The sequence below is a fragment of the Microbacterium sp. JB110 genome (genome assembly GCF_003335195.1).
GTDB lineage: Bacteria > Actinomycetota > Actinomycetes > Actinomycetales > Microbacteriaceae > Microbacterium.
In genome coordinates, this window is the sequence record NZ_QPGM01000007.1 from 70,271 (window position 1) to 86,595 (window position 16,325).

Genomic DNA, 16,325 nt, shown 5'->3' on the forward strand with positions numbered 1-16,325 from the left:
CTCTTCACGTCTCCGGCTTCTCCGCAGCTGTCAGCATACGAATCGCCGGAGACGTGAAGAGTCGGTCAGAACACCTCTTTGGCCGCGAACTGCTCCTGGCCGATGATGCGATGGCGCACGGCGGCGGAGAGCTGGTCGACGATGATGGTGACGACGATCGTGACGACGAGTGCGATGCCCGCGCGCGCCCACTCGCGGCCGTCGAAGAGCTGGCTGAGCAGGAAGCCGATGCCGCCGAGGCCGAGCATGCCGAGGATCGCGCCGGCGCGGATGTTCACCTCGAAGCGATAGAGCCAGAACGAGATGATCTCCGGCAGCACCTGGGGCAGCATGCCCCAGCGCAGCACGCTCAACCCGCTGGCGCCCGTCGCGCGCAGCGCCTCGACCGGTCCGGGGCTGATGTCCTCGAGCGCCTCACTGGTGAGCTTGCCGAGCGTGCCGACCGATCCGATCCCGAGCGCGAGCGCACCGGCTGCGGGGTGGAAGCCGAACAGCGGCAGCAGGAACACGATCGCCAGGATGAACTCCGGCACCGCCCTGATGACGTTGAGCACCGTGCGGGTGATCCACACGAGCCAGCCCGGTGCGACGTTGCGCGAGGCGGCGAAGCCCAGCGGCAGCGAGATGACCGCGCCGATCAGCGTGCCGATCCACGCCATGTACACCGAGTCGAACATGAAGTCGAACGCGACGGTCCACCACTCGGCGTGCGGCATGGCGAACGGGTTGTGCCACAGGCCCTCACTCATCAGCCCCGCATACTGCACGATCGCCTGAGGGATGCCGAGCGCGCGTGCCCAGTCGGCCTGGAGCGCCCACGTGCACACGATGATGACGAGCGCCGTGATGATGAAGCCGAGCGTGGCCGGCGTCTTCGATGGAGGCTTCGGCCGCTCCTGCTTCATCGGCGACGCCTGTGCGGTCGTGGTGTCCTGTGCAGTGCTCACATCAGCCTCTTCCGCACCTGCTGCGAGATGACATCGAGCACGATCACGATGATGATGAACCCGACGACGATCGCTGAGACGTTGTCGTAGTTGAAGCGCGCCTTCTCGACGTCGATGACCGAGCCGATGCCGCCGGCTCCGACCATGCCGATGATGGCGGACGCGCGCAGGTTGATCTCGAAGACGTAGAGCGTGTAGGAGAAGAACGCCGGCCAGACCTGGGGGAGCACGCTCGTCACGGAGCGCTTCATGATGGTCGCTCCTGCGGCGTCCGCCGCTTCGAGCGGCCCGCGGTCGACGGCGTCGACGGTCTCGCTGGTCAGCTTCGCGATGATGCCCAGGTTGAAGATCGCCAAGGCGAACATGCCGGCCAGCGAGCCGACGCCGACCATGGCCACCAGGATGTACGCCCAGCCGACCTCGGGAAGCGAGCGCAGCACCGCGAGGAACCAGCGCACGACCTTCAGGAACCAGGGGGAGCGGTTCGTCGTGTGCGAGGCGAGCAGCGCGAAGACCAGACCGGCGACCGCTCCGAGGAACGTCGCGAGAACCGCCATGTAGAGCGTTTCCAGCCATTGCGGCCACACCCGGAGCATGAACTCCCAGTTCGGCGTCAGATACTGCTGGATGATGCCCCACGCGCGCGGATTCCCCTCGAAGAAGGGCATCAGCGTGAAATCGATCTGCACCGCCGACCACACGCTCATCACGACGGCGACGATGCCGGCGACGATGAAGAACGGCTTCGGCTTGGGTTTGGTGGGCCTGGCCACCTGGCCGGGTGCCTCCGTGCTCATTCGTCCGCCTGATCGTGACGGGCTGCGCCGCCGGCGACGGTGACGTCTGCGGAGTCCGGGAGCACATCCGCGGCGTTCAGGGCGCGGCCGTAGATCTCCTCGAAGGTCTTCTCGTCCGTCTCGTCGGCCGTGCCGTCGAAGACGACCTTCCCCGCACGCATTCCGATGATCCGGTCGGCGTAGTTGGTCGCCAGGTCGAGGAAGTGCAGGTTCACCACCACGGTGATGCCCAGTTCGCGATTGATGCGCTGCAGGTCGCGCATCACCATGTTCGCGGTCGGCGGGTCGAGCGAGGCGACAGGCTCGTCGGCGAGGATCACGCTGGGATCCTGGGCGAGAGCACGGGCGATGGCCACGCGCTGCTGCTGACCGCCGGAGAGTGCGGAAGCGCGGTTGTAGGCCTTCTCGACGATGCCGACGCGCTCGAGGGACTGGAAGGCGAGCTCGATGTCGTCCTTCCTCCACCAGCCGAACAGAGCGCGCCACCACGGCGTGCTGCTCACCCGCCCGGTCAGCACGTTGTTCAGAACACTGGAACGGGGAACGAGGTTGAAGCCCTGGAAGATCATGCCGACGCGCGTGCGCAGCGAGCGCAGCGCGCGGTTGCTGGCGCCGTCGACCCGGAAGCCGTCGACGTCGAGGGAGCCGTCGCTGGTGCGGACGATGCCGTTGATGCTGCGGATCAGCGTGGATTTGCCCGCGCCGGAGAGGCCGACCACGACGACGAACTGGCCGTCGGGAATCTCCAGCGAGACATCGTCCAGCCCCTTGGTGCCTGTGGGATAGGTGACGGAGACCTTGTCGAATCGAATCACGTGAAATCAATCGGTCGAGGGGGAAAGAGAAAGGGCCCCGGCACACGATAACGCGGCCGGGGCCCCGCGGGGATCACTCCTCGCCGAAGTTGGCCTCCACCTGGCGTGCCGCGTCGAGCGCGTCGAGGTCGGCGGGGACGAGGCCCTCGATCGAGTACACGGCGTCGAGGGCTGCGAGGCCCTCCTCCGTGTCGGCGACGGCGAGGAAGGCGTCCGACACCTTCTGCTGCCACTCCTCGGAGAGGTCGGCCGAGACGGCGACGCCGTCGTTGGGGATGTTGCCCGACCAGGCGAACACGGTGACGTTCTCGCCGATCTCCGGGTCCTCTTCGACGAGCTCGGCACGAGCGTCGTTGAAGCTCGTGCCGACGGTGGCGTCGCCGTCGGCGACGGCCTGCACGGCGTTCGGGTGGCCGCCGGCGAACGAGGCGCCCGACAGGTTGACCGGGTCGAAGCCGTTGATCTGCTGCAGCTGCGTCGCCGGGTAGTAGTAGCCGGATGCCGAGCCCGCGTCGACGAAGGCGATCGACTCGTCCTCTGCGACCTCCTCCAGGGCGTCCTCGCCGACCGGGCCGGAGACCTCGTCGACGTCGGTGCCGTTGCAGTAGGTCATCGTTGCGCCGTCGACGTCCTTCTCCACGATGTCATCGAGGCAGAAGCGGTCTGGTTCGTTGGTGAACCACTGCGTGACGTAGCTCTCCGAGCCGTAGCGCACCGACTGCAGGATCGGCACCGCGCCCGCCTCGTCTGCGGCCTGCACGAGAGCGATCGGGCCGAACATGCCGATGTCGGCCTGGCCTGACTGCATCGCGACGACGAGCGCCGAGTAGTCGGCGGTCACGTTCGTCTCGACGGGGATGCCGAGCTCGTCTGACAGCTGCTCGCCGAGCGCATCGGCGTCGAGGACGAGCTGGTCGACTTCCTGCGACGGCACGAGGCCGAGCACGAGCTTCTCGGGCGCTTCCGTGCCTGCGTCGCCGCCGCCGGTCCCGCCGTCATCGGAGCCGCCGCAACCGGCCAGTACGAGTGCGAGAGCCGCGGCGCCCGTGAGGGCGGCTGCTGTGCGGCGCTTGGTGAAGGTGAAAGACAAAGGACTTCTCCCCATGTGTGGGTCGCGCCGTCGAGCGCGACGAGCAGAACCGTGCTGGGTGCGGACGCACCCGGAATCGACCATATCCGCCGGTTTCTGCCGGGGACAGGGAGTTCACGATGTCGTTACCTGACGGTCATTCCGTCCACCGGGAGGTCAGATCCGCGTCTGCCGCACCGAAGAGGGCGGCCCGCGTACCCTGGTCTGGTGATCATTCTCGCCGCGACACCCATCGGCAATCTCGGCGACGCATCGCGGCGACTGGTCGAGCTCCTCGAGCAGGCGACGGTCGTCGCGGCCGAGGACACGCGCACGACGCAGCGGCTGTATGCCGCGCTGGGCATACAGAACCGTCCGCGGCTCATCTCGTTCCACGACCACAACGAGAAGCAGAGGGCGCCTGAGCTCGTCGAGCTGGCGCAGACGCAGGACGTCGTCGTCCTCTCCGACGCCGGCATGCCGACGGTGAGCGACCCGGGATACGGGCTGGTAGCGGCGGCATCGGCCGCCGGCGTCGACGTCACCGCGGTGCCCGGACCGAGCGCGGTGCTCACCGCCCTCGCCGTGTCAGGGCTGCCGACCGACAGATTCGCGTTCGAAGGATTCGTCGCGCGCAAGCAGGGGGAGCGCGCACGAGCCTTTGCCGCACTCGCCGCCGAATCGCGCACCCTGGTGTTCTTCGAGGCGCCGACGCGCGTCGCGCAGACGCTGGCCGATATGGCGACGGCATTCGGTGCCGAACGCCGCGCGAGCGTGAGCCGCGAGCTGACCAAGCTGTACGAGGAGACCGCGCGCGGAACGCTCGAGGATCTGGCGCAGTGGGCGGCCGATGGCGTGCGCGGCGAGCTGGTCATCGTCGTGGCGGGCGCCGAGGCGACCGAGACCTCACCGGACCAGGCTCTCGCCCAGGTGCGCACCCTCGTCGACGGCGGCGTGCGGCTCAAGGAGGCCACCCGTGAGGTCGCGGCTGCGACGGGTCTGTCCGCCCGCGACCTCTACCAGGCGGCGCTCGGCGCGCGCTGATCGCGCCTCGCTGCCGAGATGCGCCTTCTTCGCCGAGAAGCGCCGGTCCTGACGGCCATCCGGACGATGTCTGCGCATCTCGCGGGCCCGTTGCGCGCACGCACGAAACCACGCATCGTGCGCAACTAGACTGCTCTGGTGACTTCTCGCGGCTCGTTCTACATCACCACTCCGATCTACTATCCCAGCGATGTTCCCCACATCGGTCACGGGTACACGACGGTGGCGGTGGACATGCTCGCGCGCTGGCATCGCCAGGCAGGCGACGACACCTGGATGCTCACCGGGACCGACGAGCACGGCCAGAAGATGATGCGCGCCGCCGCGGCGAACGGCGTCACGCCGCAGGAGTGGGTCGACAAGCTGGTCGCCGAGGAGTGGCTCCCGCTGCTCGAGACGCTGTCCGTGGCCAACGACGACTTCATCCGGACGACCCAGCATCGCCACGAGGAGAGCGTCAAGGCGTTCATCCAAGCGATCTTCGATCGCGGCCACATCTACGCCGGCGAGTACGAGGCGCTCTACTGCGTCGGCTGTGAGGAATTCAAACCCGACAGCGAGATCGTCGAGGGCACCGGCCCGTTCGAGGGGCTGAAGGTGTGCGCGATCCACTCGAAGCCGCTCGAGCTGCTGCACGAGAAGAACTACTTCTTCAAGCTCAGCGAGTTCTCCGACAGGCTGCTCGAGCTGTACCGCGAGCGCCCCGATTTCATCCAGCCGGAGTCCGCGCGCAACGAGGTCGTCGCGTTCGTGCAGCAGGGGCTGAAGGACCTGTCCATCTCGCGCAGTGCGTTCGACTGGGGCATTCCGGTGCCGTGGGACTCCTCGCACGTGATCTACGTGTGGGTCGACGCGCTGCTCAACTATGCGACGGCGGTCGGCTACGGCGACGACGATGAGAACTTCGCCCGCCGCTGGCCCGGCTATCACGTGGTCGGCAAGGACATTCTGCGCTTCCACGCGGTGATCTGGCCGGCCATGCTGATGGCGGCAGGACTCGAGGTGCCGCGCGGCGTGTTCGCACACGGGTGGCTGCTCGTCGGCGGCGAGAAGATGTCGAAGTCGAAGGCCACCGGCATTTCTCCGTCGACGCTGGTCGACACCTTCGGCAGCGACGCCTACCGCTTCTACTTCGGCTCGGCGATCGCCTTCGGCCAGGACGGCTCCTTCTCCTGGGAGGATATGGCCGCCCGCTACCAGGCCGAGCTCGCCAACGGCTTCGGCAACCTGGCCTCGCGCTCGATCGCGATGACGCACAAGTACTTCGACGGGGCGGCGCCGCAGCCGGGGGAGTACGCGGAGGGCGACCGGAACATCCAGCGCATCGTCGCCGACGCCGCGGCCGCGGCCGACGCCGCCGTCGAGCGGTTCCGGCTCGACCAGGCGATCGACGAGCTGTGGAAGATCGTCGATGCGCTCAACGGCTACATCACCGACAACGAGCCGTGGGTGCTGGCCAAGGATGACACGCAGCGCGAGCGCCTCGCCACGGTGCTGTACACCTGCCTGGAGGGTCTGCGGGCCCTCGCCGTGCTGCTCTCGCCTGTGATGCCGACGGCGACCGCGAAGCTGTGGGATGCGCTCGGCGTCGTGACGACGCTCGGCGAGCTGACGGCGCAGCCCATCCGCGATGCCGGCGCGTGGGGCGTGCTCCCCGCCGGCACGACGGTGTCGAAGCTGCAGCCGCTGTTCCCGCGCGTGGAGGCCGACTGATCCGGATGAACGGCACGACTCCACGAGAGACCTACGTCGAGAGGCGCTCGAGCTCAGGGCGCAGGGATCTGTCGCATCCGGAGCCGCCTGAACCGCTCGCGGTGCCGGTGTACGACAACCACGCCCATCTCGAGATCGCCGACGGCGACGATCCGCTCACCCTCGACCAGCAGCTCGATCGGGCGGTCTCGGTCGGCGTGGCCGGCGTCGTGCAGGCCTCGGGCGACCTCGAGTCCTCCCGATGGGCGGCCGATGCTGCCGATCGTCACCCGCGGGTGCTCGCGGCTGTGGCCATCCACCCCAACGACGCGCCGACGTACGCCGCGGACGGGCGGCTCGATGACGCGCTCGCGCAGATCGATGAGCTCGCATCGCGCGAGCGGGTGCGTGCGATCGGCGAGACGGGGCTGGACTACTTCCGCACGGACGAGGACGGCCGTCCCGCCCAGCTGGCCTCCTTCGAGGCGCACATCGATCTGGCCAAGAAGCACGCTCTGGCGATGCAGATCCACGACCGCGATGCCCACAGAGACGTGCTCGACACCCTGAAGCGGGTGGGCGCCCCCGAGCGTACGGTGTTCCACTGCTTCTCGGGCGACGCCGAGATGGCAGGGGAAGCCGCCGACGCCGGGTACTGGGTGTCGTTCGCGGGCAACATCACCTTCAAGAACGCGCAGAACCTCCGCGACGCACTCGCGGTGACGCCGCGCGAGCGGATCCTGGTCGAGACGGACGCGCCGTTCCTCACCCCGATGCCGTACCGCGGCCGCCCCAACGCGCCGTACCTGGTGCCGCTGACGATGCGCTTCATGGCGGAGCAGCTCAACGCCGACCTCGACGAGCTGTGCGCGCAGATCGCCGCCAACACCGTGGCGGTCTACGGCGAGTTCTGATCTTTTCTTCATTTCTGGCACATCTCCGGGGGTGCACAACAGCAGAAATGTGCCAGAAATGAAGAGTTGCGCCCGGCGGTGTCGCGTTGCGGCGACCCGCCTGTGAGTGGCAGGATTCTTACGGTTCGGTTGCCGGATGCTGAACTGCAGGTGAACATTCTGTCCGGCATCTTGACGCGTTCGGCGCGTTGGTCCAGCCGACGAAGCGGGAGTACGGAACGCATGCGTTCCGCGAATCACGTGACGCAGGGGCGAGAGGCGCGACGCGCCGAACACAAGGAAGGCGGCCGGTGGAAACCGCTTCATTGATCGTCGTGCTGGTCATCGTGCTGGCACTGTTCTTCGATTTCACCAACGGGTTCCACGACACCGCGAACGCGATGGCCACTCCCATCGCGACCGGTGCGCTGAAGCCGAAGACGGCGGTGACACTCGCCGCTCTGCTCAACCTCGGTGGTGCGTTCCTGTCGACGGAGGTCGCAAAGACGATCTCCGGCGGCATCATCCTCGAGGAGCAGATATCGCACGCGCTGTTCCCCTCCCTGATCTTCGCCGGTCTGATCGGTGCGATCACCTGGAACATGCTCACGTGGCTGCTCGGTCTGCCGTCGAGCTCGTCGCACGCGCTGTTCGGCGGTCTGATCGGTGCGACGCTCGTGGGCGTCGGCGCGGCGGCGGTCGACTTCGGCGTCGTGATGAGCAAGGTCATCATGCCGGCACTGCTGGCACCGCTGACGGCCTGCATCATCGCGTACCTTGTCACCAAGCTCGCCTACGCCCTCACGCGACGTCACGACGGCAAGCCCGACGGGCGCAGCGGCTTCCGCTGGGGACAGATCTTCACCTCGTCCCTCGTCGCGCTCGCACACGGCACCAACGACGCGCAGAAGACCATGGGCGTCATCACCCTCGCGCTGATCACGGTCGGGTGGCAGTCCTCCGCGCAGCACGAGCCGCAGCTGTGGGTCGTCTTCGCCGCGGCCAGCGCAATCGCGCTCGGCACCTACATCGGCGGCTGGCGGATCATCCGGACCCTCGGCAAGGGCCTCACCGACGTGAAACCGGCGCAGGGCTTCGCCGCCGAGGCCTCGACATCGGCGACGATCCTCGCGTCGAGTGCTGTGGGCTTCGCGCTGTCGACGACGCAGGTCGCATCGGGCTCCGTCATCGGCTCGGGTCTCGGCAGGCGCGGATCGAAGGTGCGCTGGCGCACGGTGGGCCGCATCTTCGCCGGTTGGGTGATCACGCTTCCCGCTGCCGGCGGCGTCGGCGCGCTGGCGGCGCTCGTCGTGGTGTGGCTCGGCACCACCGGCGTCATCATCGACGCGATCGCGGCCGTGGTGATCGTGCTGGGGCTGTTCCTGCGTTCGCGCAAGGACGCCGTCAACTCGAGCAACGCGATGAGCGAGGTGAGCGAGTCGGGCGCCGCGGTGAAGGTGAAGAGGAACCCGCCGCCCACCCGCCGTGCCCAGCGCTTGGCCGAACGGCGAGCCCGCGAGAAGGCGGAGCGCAAAGAGCGCAAGGCGGCACAGGAGGCGCAGAGATCCGCTGAGAGAGAGCGCCGCAGGAACGAGAGGGGCGGGCGATGAGCATCGACTGGCTGCTGTTCCTGCAAGTGCTCGTCACTGCGCTCGTCGGCGCGGGTCTCGTTGTGGGGTTCTACGCCCTCGGGCTGAGGCTGCGCGCGGCGAGCGGGCGGATTCCCGTCGTCGCCCCCGCCGAGTTCACCGACGCAATCGCGGTGCTCACCGACAAGCAGCAGCGCAAAGAGGAGAAGGCCGCGGCGAAGGCCGCCAGGAAGAGTCCACTCACCGAGGGGCAGAAGCGCGCAGCCCTGGCCGGTTCCTACGCATGCTTCGCCATAAGCGCACTCGCCGTGGTCGCCGGTCTGCTGCTGATCGTCTTCGGGCCCGGCCACTGACGATCCGGCGCACTCTGACGCCTTCAGGCAGGGAAGCAAGGAGCGGCTGCCGGTGCCTGGCCGCGCACCGCGAGACGGAGTCGGGCAGCGAGGCTGTTCCGGCGTGACTGCACCCCGAGCCAGCTGATCGACATCCGGCGGCGGGAGCTCACCGGACGTGCCCGCCCGCGTGGTGCGCCCTCCGGATGACAGACTGGACCGGATGGCCACCTCACTCACCGACCGGATCGACACCGCAGGCTCCGACCCGGACGGTGTGTACGACGCGTTCGTGTCGTGGGCAGCCGACCACGGCACGGAGCTGTACCAGGCGCAGGACGAGGCGATCATCGAGCTGGTCTCCGGCAGCAACGTCATCCTCGCGACGCCGACCGGCACCGGCAAGTCGCTGGTGGCGGTCGGCGCGCACGCGGTGAGCCTGTCTCGGCGTGGTCGCAGCTACTACACCGCGCCGATCAAGGCGCTCGTCAGCGAGAAGTTCTTCGCCCTGGTCGAGATCTTCGGAGCGGACAGCGTCGGCATGGTCACGGGTGACTCGTCGGTGAACCCGGATGCCCCGATCGTGTGCTGCACGGCCGAGATCCTCGCGAACATCGCCCTGCGTCACGGCAGCGTCGACGACATCGACACGGTCGTGATGGACGAGTTCCACTTCTACGGCGACCGTGAGCGCGGCTGGGCGTGGCAGGTGCCGCTGCTCCTGCTGAACAGCACCCAGTTCCTGCTGATGTCGGCCACGCTCGGCGACACGACGCAGATCGAATCCGACCTCACCGAGCGCACGGGGCGCCAGACGACGCTCGTCGCCGGCGCGACCAGGCCCGTCCCGCTGCACTTCTCGTACGAGACGAGGCCGGGCCACGAGGTCGTACAGGAGCTGATCGACGAGACGGAGGTGCCCGTCTACATCGTGCACTTCTCGCAGGCGGCAGCGATGGAGCGCGCCCAGGCGCTGACCAGCGCGAAGGTCATCACGCGCCAGCAGCGCGACGAGATCGCTGAGGCGATCGGTGACTTCCGCTTCACGACGAACTTCGGCAAGACGCTGTCGCGATTGGTGCGCGCGGGCATCGGCGTGCACCACGCCGGCATGCTGCCGCGCTACCGTCGCCTCGTGGAGACGCTCGCCCAGCGCGGCCTGCTGCGCGTCATCTGCGGCACCGACACTCTCGGGGTCGGCATCAATGTGCCCATCCGCACGGTGCTGATCACGGCGCTGAGCAAGTTCGACGGGCAGCGGATGCGCAGGCTCGGCGCGCGCGAGTTCCATCAGATCGCCGGGCGGGCCGGGCGCGCCGGCTACGACCCGTACGGCAACGTGATCGCGCTCGGTCCCGAGCACGAGATCGAGAACGCCCAGGCGCTGCGCAAGGCGGGCGATGACGTCAAGAAGCGCAAGAAGGTCACCCGCAAGAAGGCGCCGGAGGGCTTCGTCTCGTGGAGCGAGGACACCTTCACCAAGATCGTCGACGCCGAGCCCGAGGCGCTGCGCCCGCAGATGCAGATCACCGCGGCGATGCTGATCAACGTGATCGGCCGCGGCGGCGACGTGTTCGCAGGCGTCCGCTCGCTCGTGTTCGACAACCACCAACCGCGCACTGAGCAGTATGCGCTCGCCAGGCGCGCTCTCGCCCTGTTCCGCACGCTGCGCGAGGCGGAGATCGTCGAGGTCGCCGGGCCCGTCATCCGGCTCGTCGTCGATCTGCAGCCGAACTTCGCCCTCAACCAGCCGCTGTCGCCGTTCGCCCTCGCGGCGATCGACCTGCTCGATCCGGATGACGCCCCAGGCGCCGCAGGCAGCGGACACTACGCGCTCGACGTGGTCAGCGTGATCGAGTCGACGCTCGACGACCCACGCCAGATCCTGTCGCAGCAGCAGTACAAGGCGCGCGGCGAGGCGGTCGGCGAGATGAAGCGCGACGGCCTCGAGTACAACGAGCGCATGGAGGCGCTCGAGGAGATCACCCACCCCAAGCCGCTCGAAGAGCTGCTCACACAGGCCTACCAGGTGTTTGCCTCGAGCCAGCCGTGGGTGCGCGACTTCGAGCTCCGGCCGAAGTCGGTCGTGCGCGACATGTTCGAGCGGGCGATGAGCTTCGCCGAGTTCGTGCAGTGGTACCAGCTGGGGCGCAGCGAGGGGCTGGTGCTGCGCTATCTCAGCGACGCATACCGGGCGATCAGACAGACCGTTCCCGACCACGCCCGCACAGAGGAGCTCGAGGACATCATCGAGTGGCTCGGTGCGCTTGTGCGCCAGGTCGACTCGAGTCTCGTCGACGAGTGGGAAGCGCTCGCCGCGGGCCGCGACGCCTCGGGCGAGGCGGAGGCGCTGCCGCCTGCGCCGCCGTCTCTGGTGGGCAATACTCGAGCCTTCACGGTGCTGGTGCGCAACGAGATGTTCCGCCGCGTGCAACTGGCCGCGCTCGAGCGCGACGACGAGCTCGAGAAGCTCGACCCGGATGCCGGCTGGCCGGAGGTCCTGGACGCCTACTACGCGGAGCACGACGACATGCTCACGGGCGGTCCGGCGCGTTCACCCGCGCTGTGCCGCATCGACGCATCCGAGCGCGGTGTCTGGCAGGTCGAGCAGGTGATCGATGACCCCGCGGGCAACCACGACTGGCGCATCCGCGCGAGAGTGGACCTCGTCGAGTCGGACGCTCAAGGCGAAGCCGTGGTGGATGTGACGTGGGCAGGACGGATGTAGCGGCACGTCCCGGCAGATCAGCCGGGAACCGGCGTCTGCTCCCGATCGGAGGAGCGGGGGCGAGACACGCGGCCTCGCACCATGTGAACGGCCGCGCGCGACGTGCAGCGGCAGGCCGAGCGCGTACGCGGCCGCGCCTGCGGACTGCGGGTCGTGCGCGCCGAGCGCGAGGCGGCTCCCCGGTCTCTCTGGCGCTCGGCGAAGCGCTGGAGCGGTTCGCGCGGCTCCAGCTCGCCGCGGCGGCGCCGTTCCACCAGTGAGCGGAGCTGACCGAGCCAGTCGTCGTCGCTCGGCTCGTGGAAGTAGTTGTCCCGTCGCCACTGCGGCCGCAGCGCACGGAATCGCCGATGGATCACGTCGTCCTCGCCCGCTAGCAGGTCGCTGCCGATGAACACCACGTTGATGAGCTGCTCTGAGACGCCGAAGGTGTCGAGTGCGATCACGGGAACACCGGTCGCCGCTGCCTCGATGGCCGCCGTCGAGCTGACGGTGACAAGCCCTTCGGCGCGCCTCAGCGCCGTCGACATCGCCTCTGTCGAGACGACGAGGTTCTCCGGCAGTTCGCCGACCTCCGCCAGCAGCTCGGGGTAGGAGTGCAGCTCGCGGTGCGTCTCCGCCTCGCCAGGCCGGCCGCGCAGCTTGAGCACGACGCGTCGCTCCGGGGCGGCTTCCGCCGCCGCGATGAGCAGGCGCACCACCCGCATCCGTTCCTCCCGCTCCGCGGGAACCTTCGCCTGCGCGGCGAACACGAGATCCGTGCCGTCGGCGGCAGGTTCGCGCGTCGTCGCTCGGGCGAAGGGCAGGGTCGCCAGAGCGAAGCGCTGTCTGATGCCGCGCTCGATCGCGAGCGAGGCGAACTCACGGACCTCGCGGTGCGAGTGCAGCACGAACAGGTCGCAGCCGCGCCTGAAGTGCAGCGCGAGCCGGGTCGGCGGGATCGAGATGCCTGGCAGACCCGTCACGACCACGGGGCACGGGTCCATCGACGAGATCTGCCGCTGCAGCACCTGCACCAGAGGCCCCCTGGCCGCGAGCAGTACGGCGTCGGCGCCGGACAGCAGCCGGGGCAGATCGCCGTACCCCGCGCGCCTGACCCTGTCGCCCGCTCCGCCGCGGCCTCGGGGACGCGACAGTCCGCTGCCGCGCAGTGCGACAGCCAGCTGAGTGTCGCTGACCACCAACGGGGTGTCGAGCACGATCAGCTCGGTGCCCGGCAGCGAGCCGATCAGCGCGGCCGCCCACTTCACATAAGAGTCGGTGTCGGCGATGGCGACGATGCGAAGTCGGCCGGCGCCGTTCACGCGTCTACGCGCCGCAGCTTCGCCATCGGCGCCTCCTCGCCGGGGAACACCCGCTTGACGCCGTCGCCGAACGCGCTCTCGATGATCCGGATGTCGCGGACGAGGTGTTCGAGGCCTGTCGGCTCGAGAGACGCGGCGTGATCCGAGCCCCACATGGTGCGGTCGAGCGTGATGTGGCGCTCGACGGCAACGGCTCCCATCGCGACCGCGGCGAGCGAGATCTGCAGACCGCGCTCGTGGCCCGAGTACCCGACGGGAATGCCGGGGAAGCGTTCGCCGAGCACACGGATCATCCGCAGGTTGGCCTCGTCCGGCTCCATCGGGTAGGTGGACGTGGCGTGCATCAGCACGAGCTTCTCTGTGCCGAGCACCTCGATGGCTCGGTCGATCTGCGCCATCGTCGACATGCCGGTGGAGAGGATGATCGGCTTTCCCGTGTCGCGCAGCGCCTCGAGCAGTTCGATGTCGGTCAGGCACGCGGAGGCGACCTTGTGCGCTGCGACGTTCAGATCCTCGAGGAAGTCGACGCTGGGCAGGTCCCACGGCGAGGCGAACCAGTCCAGTCCCCGCAGCGTCGCGTGGTCGCCGACGGCGACGTACTCGTCGCGGCCGAACTCGACGCGATGACGGTACTCCAGATAGGTCATCGTGCCCCACGGCGTCTCGCGAGGAGTGTCGCGCATGTGCTCGGGGGTGGCGATCTCCGGTGTGCGCTTCTGGAACTTCACGGCGTCGGCACCGGCGTCGGCGGCGACATCGATCAGCTGCTTGGCCAGTTCCACGTCGCCGTTGTGGTTGAGGCCGATCTCGGCGACGACGTAGGCGGGGTGACCGCCCCCGACGACGCGCGATCCGATGCGAACAGTCATGGGGTCTCCTTCTGTGCGGGTTGCTGGGCGGCCGCGAACGGATTGCGCGCGGCGCCACGGGATCGGAGCACGCGCTCTGCGAGCTCGCGGACGGCCCCTGAGCCTCCGGCGCGCTCGAGCACGAGTCGCGCGGCGGCAAGGACGAGCGGATGCGCGTCGGAGACGGCGACGGGCCAGCCGACGATCTCGAGCGCGGGAAGGTCGTTGACGTCGTTGCCGAGGTAGGCGACGCGCTCCAGAGGGATGCCGCGCACGTCGGCCCACGTGCGCAGGGCCGAGGCCTTGTCGTCCTGGGCCTGCAGGACGTCGATGCGCAGTTTGCGGGCGCGGGCGGTGACGACCGGATCCGTTTCGGTGGAGAGGATCAGCGCGTCGATGCCCGCTTCGCGCAGCAGCCGGACGCCCATCCCGTCCGACCTGCTCACCCTGACGTGCTCGAGGCCGTCGCTCGACACGGTGACCCGATCGTCGGTGTGCACGCCGTCGAAGTCGGTCACGACGGCGTCGACGTCGAGCGGGACGCTGGTGGGCTCCGCGGCGAGCGGCGCAAGGGCCATGGCGATGTGGAGCTGCTCGGGTGAGTCGATCTCGATCGCCGTGCGCTCGTCGACCTGCACGGGAACGGTGCGGCCGAAGAAGCGGTGCCCTGTGCTGCGGAACCCCGCGGTGTCGAGCACGTAGAACGCACCGGTCTCGAGATAGTGCGGTTCCCGGTCCTGGCGTCGTGGCCGGTGCGACGGATCGTGATTGATGCCCGTCGCACCGTTCGGACCAGACGCCCACAGGAAGCCGTAGGTCTCCACAGCGGAGAACGCGCTTTCGGCCTCGCCTGCGCGCACCATCCGCACGGCGCGCGACAGTGCAGGCACGTCGATGAACGGCGACGTCGCCTGCAGGAAGGCGATGGCGCGCGGTTCGGATCCGAGCGACTCGATGGCATGCAGCAGCGCGCTCTCGGAGGACGCACCGTCGCCGGAGATGTCGGAGGGGCGGCGGACGACGTCTGCGCCCCATTCGCGTGCGGCTGCCGCAATCGCGTCGTCGTCCGTCGTCACCACGACGCGGTCGACGCCTTCTGCCTCGTTCGCCGCGATCACGGCCCTGGCGACCAGAGGGACGCCTCCGACCCTGACCAGGTTCTTGCCAGGAATGCCCTTGGAGCCGCCGCGCGCGGGAACGATCGCGACGACCTCGCCGGACGCGGAGCGGGAGGAGGGCGTCACCGGGCCTCTCCTGTGACGTGCCAGGCGCGCGTGGAGTTCATGACGCTCTCGGTCCCGCGCAGCACCAGCGGCAGCGTCGTGAGAGCGCTGGAGCTCAGCGACCGCACGTCGACGGGGCGGCGCAGGCCGGCGAGCGCCAGCTCCACGGGCACACCGGTCTCCACGACCGTGACGCCGGGCACATCGCGGACGGCATCGAGCATCTCCGGCGTCTCCCTGCGGTGCGGGAGGTAGGTGCTCTCGCCGCGGCGCGTCTCGCTCGACACCCAGGAGAGATAGTCGCTGCGCGACATCCGGCCGTCGGTCGGCAGCGCGGAACCGAGCACGACCCGCTCGGTCCGGACGAGGGAGGTGAGCTGTTCGCTCGGTTCCGTCGAGCGCAGCCAGCCGAAGTCGTGGCGGGTCACGCCGAGCGAGTACTCCGCGATCGCGCTCTCTCGCGCTCCGCCCAGGGGGAAGGCAGTGAACAGCTCGGCGTCTCCGGCCAGCGCGCGCCGACGCACGTGATCGAGGGCGAAGGGCGCGAACCGTGTGGTGAGGCCCTTCTCGGAGACACCGGGACGGCAATAGGGGAGCGTGCCGGCGATCGCGTCGGCGAAGGCGAGCGTGTTCATCCCGTCGTCGAGGAACGTCACCCGCTTCGGTCGCAGCACTGCGGCGGCCATCCGGAACTGACCGGAGAATCCGTCGCCGACGAGCCAGTGCGAGTGGCTGGCGAGCATCCGCCACGGGATGCCGAAGTACGGCTGCTTCTCGCCGAAACGGGCGCCGCGGCGGAGCACTTCGTCCGCCGTCTCCGGGATCTGCTCCGTGACGCGAGCGGCCAGGTCGATTGCGCGGCCGTGCGCCGCCGCCCATTCCGCCGCCCCGAGCAGCTGCAGCGGCGATTCCACCCATGCGAGAGTCGACATCCGCCCCATGTGTTCACCGTGCGACGCGAGGGTGAACGCATGCACCTGCTGACGTTACGGGCAGGAGACGCGCATGGAAACGTTCGTCGTCGCCGCGCCCGCGCCGTCGCGCCAG

Annotated in this window: 14 protein-coding genes; 6 read left to right on the plus strand and 8 right to left on the minus strand. The window is 68.9% G+C overall.

Annotated features, from left to right (window positions below; translation table 11 throughout):
* Positions 1 to 65 precede the first annotated feature (65 nt).
* From phnE (CIK77_RS12795) to phnD, 4 genes are all read right to left on the minus strand, one after another.
* Positions 66 to 947, minus strand: a complete 882-nt coding sequence (phnE, locus tag CIK77_RS12795; protein WP_249268730.1) for a phosphonate ABC transporter, permease protein PhnE — start codon at positions 945 to 947, stop codon at positions 66 to 68.
* The gene (phnE, locus tag CIK77_RS12800) at positions 944 to 1,744 is read right to left on the minus strand and encodes a phosphonate ABC transporter, permease protein PhnE (RefSeq protein WP_087056479.1); all 801 of its coding nucleotides are present in this window, start codon (positions 1,742 to 1,744) and stop codon (positions 944 to 946) included. The genes phnE (CIK77_RS12795) and phnE (CIK77_RS12800) overlap by 4 nt, the downstream gene beginning before the upstream one ends.
* Positions 1,741 to 2,559 carry a phosphonate ABC transporter ATP-binding protein gene (gene phnC, locus CIK77_RS12805; protein WP_087056480.1) on the minus strand — a complete coding sequence of 273 codons (819 nt, stop codon included), beginning with the start codon at positions 2,557 to 2,559 and terminating at the stop codon, positions 1,741 to 1,743. The genes phnE (CIK77_RS12800) and phnC overlap by 4 nt, the downstream gene beginning before the upstream one ends.
* 73 nt (positions 2,560 to 2,632) lie before the next feature.
* Positions 2,633 to 3,649, minus strand: a complete 1,017-nt coding sequence (gene phnD / locus CIK77_RS12810) for a phosphate/phosphite/phosphonate ABC transporter substrate-binding protein (protein WP_249268731.1) — start codon at positions 3,647 to 3,649, stop codon at positions 2,633 to 2,635.
* 207 nt (positions 3,650 to 3,856) lie between these two features.
* Here phnD and rsmI point away from each other — a divergent pair, with 207 nt between their 5' ends.
* From rsmI to CIK77_RS12840, 6 genes are all read left to right on the plus strand, one after another.
* Entirely contained in the window at positions 3,857 to 4,672 is an 816-nt protein-coding gene (rsmI, locus tag CIK77_RS12815; RefSeq protein ID WP_087056482.1) for a 16S rRNA (cytidine(1402)-2'-O)-methyltransferase, read from the plus strand.
* 138 nt (positions 4,673 to 4,810) lie between these two features.
* Positions 4,811 to 6,385, plus strand: coding sequence for a methionine--tRNA ligase (metG, locus tag CIK77_RS12820; protein WP_087056483.1), 1,575 nt, complete (start codon positions 4,811 to 4,813; stop codon positions 6,383 to 6,385).
* Between the two features lie 5 nt (positions 6,386 to 6,390).
* On the plus strand, positions 6,391 to 7,278 hold the full coding sequence (locus tag CIK77_RS12825; RefSeq protein WP_087056484.1) for a TatD family hydrolase: 888 nt from the start codon (positions 6,391 to 6,393) through the stop codon (positions 7,276 to 7,278).
* 290 nt (positions 7,279 to 7,568) lie between these two features.
* Entirely contained in the window at positions 7,569 to 8,867 is a 1,299-nt protein-coding gene (locus CIK77_RS12830) for an inorganic phosphate transporter (protein WP_087056485.1), read from the plus strand.
* On the plus strand, positions 8,864 to 9,199 hold the full coding sequence (locus tag CIK77_RS12835; protein ID WP_087056486.1) for a peptidase: 336 nt from the start codon (positions 8,864 to 8,866) through the stop codon (positions 9,197 to 9,199). The genes CIK77_RS12830 and CIK77_RS12835 overlap by 4 nt, the downstream gene beginning before the upstream one ends.
* 202 nt (positions 9,200 to 9,401) lie before the next feature.
* The gene (locus CIK77_RS12840) at positions 9,402 to 11,906 is read left to right on the plus strand and encodes a DEAD/DEAH box helicase (RefSeq protein WP_087056487.1); all 2,505 of its coding nucleotides are present in this window, start codon (positions 9,402 to 9,404) and stop codon (positions 11,904 to 11,906) included.
* Positions 11,907 to 11,923: 17 nt separating this feature from the next.
* Here CIK77_RS12840 and CIK77_RS12845 read toward each other — a convergent pair whose 3' ends face one another.
* The 4 genes from CIK77_RS12845 to CIK77_RS12860 are packed head-to-tail and all read right to left on the minus strand — an operon-like array spanning position 11,924 to position 16,255.
* The gene (locus CIK77_RS12845) at positions 11,924 to 13,207 is read right to left on the minus strand and encodes a DUF6716 putative glycosyltransferase (RefSeq protein ID WP_114347265.1); all 1,284 of its coding nucleotides are present in this window, start codon (positions 13,205 to 13,207) and stop codon (positions 11,924 to 11,926) included.
* Positions 13,204 to 14,076, minus strand: a complete 873-nt coding sequence (locus tag CIK77_RS12850) for an N-acetylneuraminate synthase family protein (RefSeq protein WP_087056489.1) — start codon at positions 14,074 to 14,076, stop codon at positions 13,204 to 13,206. Before CIK77_RS12850 ends, CIK77_RS12845 begins: the two co-directional genes overlap by 4 nt.
* On the minus strand, positions 14,073 to 15,299 hold the full coding sequence (locus CIK77_RS12855) for an acylneuraminate cytidylyltransferase (RefSeq protein WP_249268732.1): 1,227 nt from the start codon (positions 15,297 to 15,299) through the stop codon (positions 14,073 to 14,075). The genes CIK77_RS12850 and CIK77_RS12855 overlap by 4 nt, the downstream gene beginning before the upstream one ends.
* On the minus strand, positions 15,296 to 16,255 hold the full coding sequence (locus tag CIK77_RS12860; protein ID WP_249268733.1) for a hypothetical protein: 960 nt from the start codon (positions 16,253 to 16,255) through the stop codon (positions 15,296 to 15,298). Before CIK77_RS12860 ends, CIK77_RS12855 begins: the two co-directional genes overlap by 4 nt.
* Positions 16,256 to 16,325: the final 70 nt, after the last annotated feature.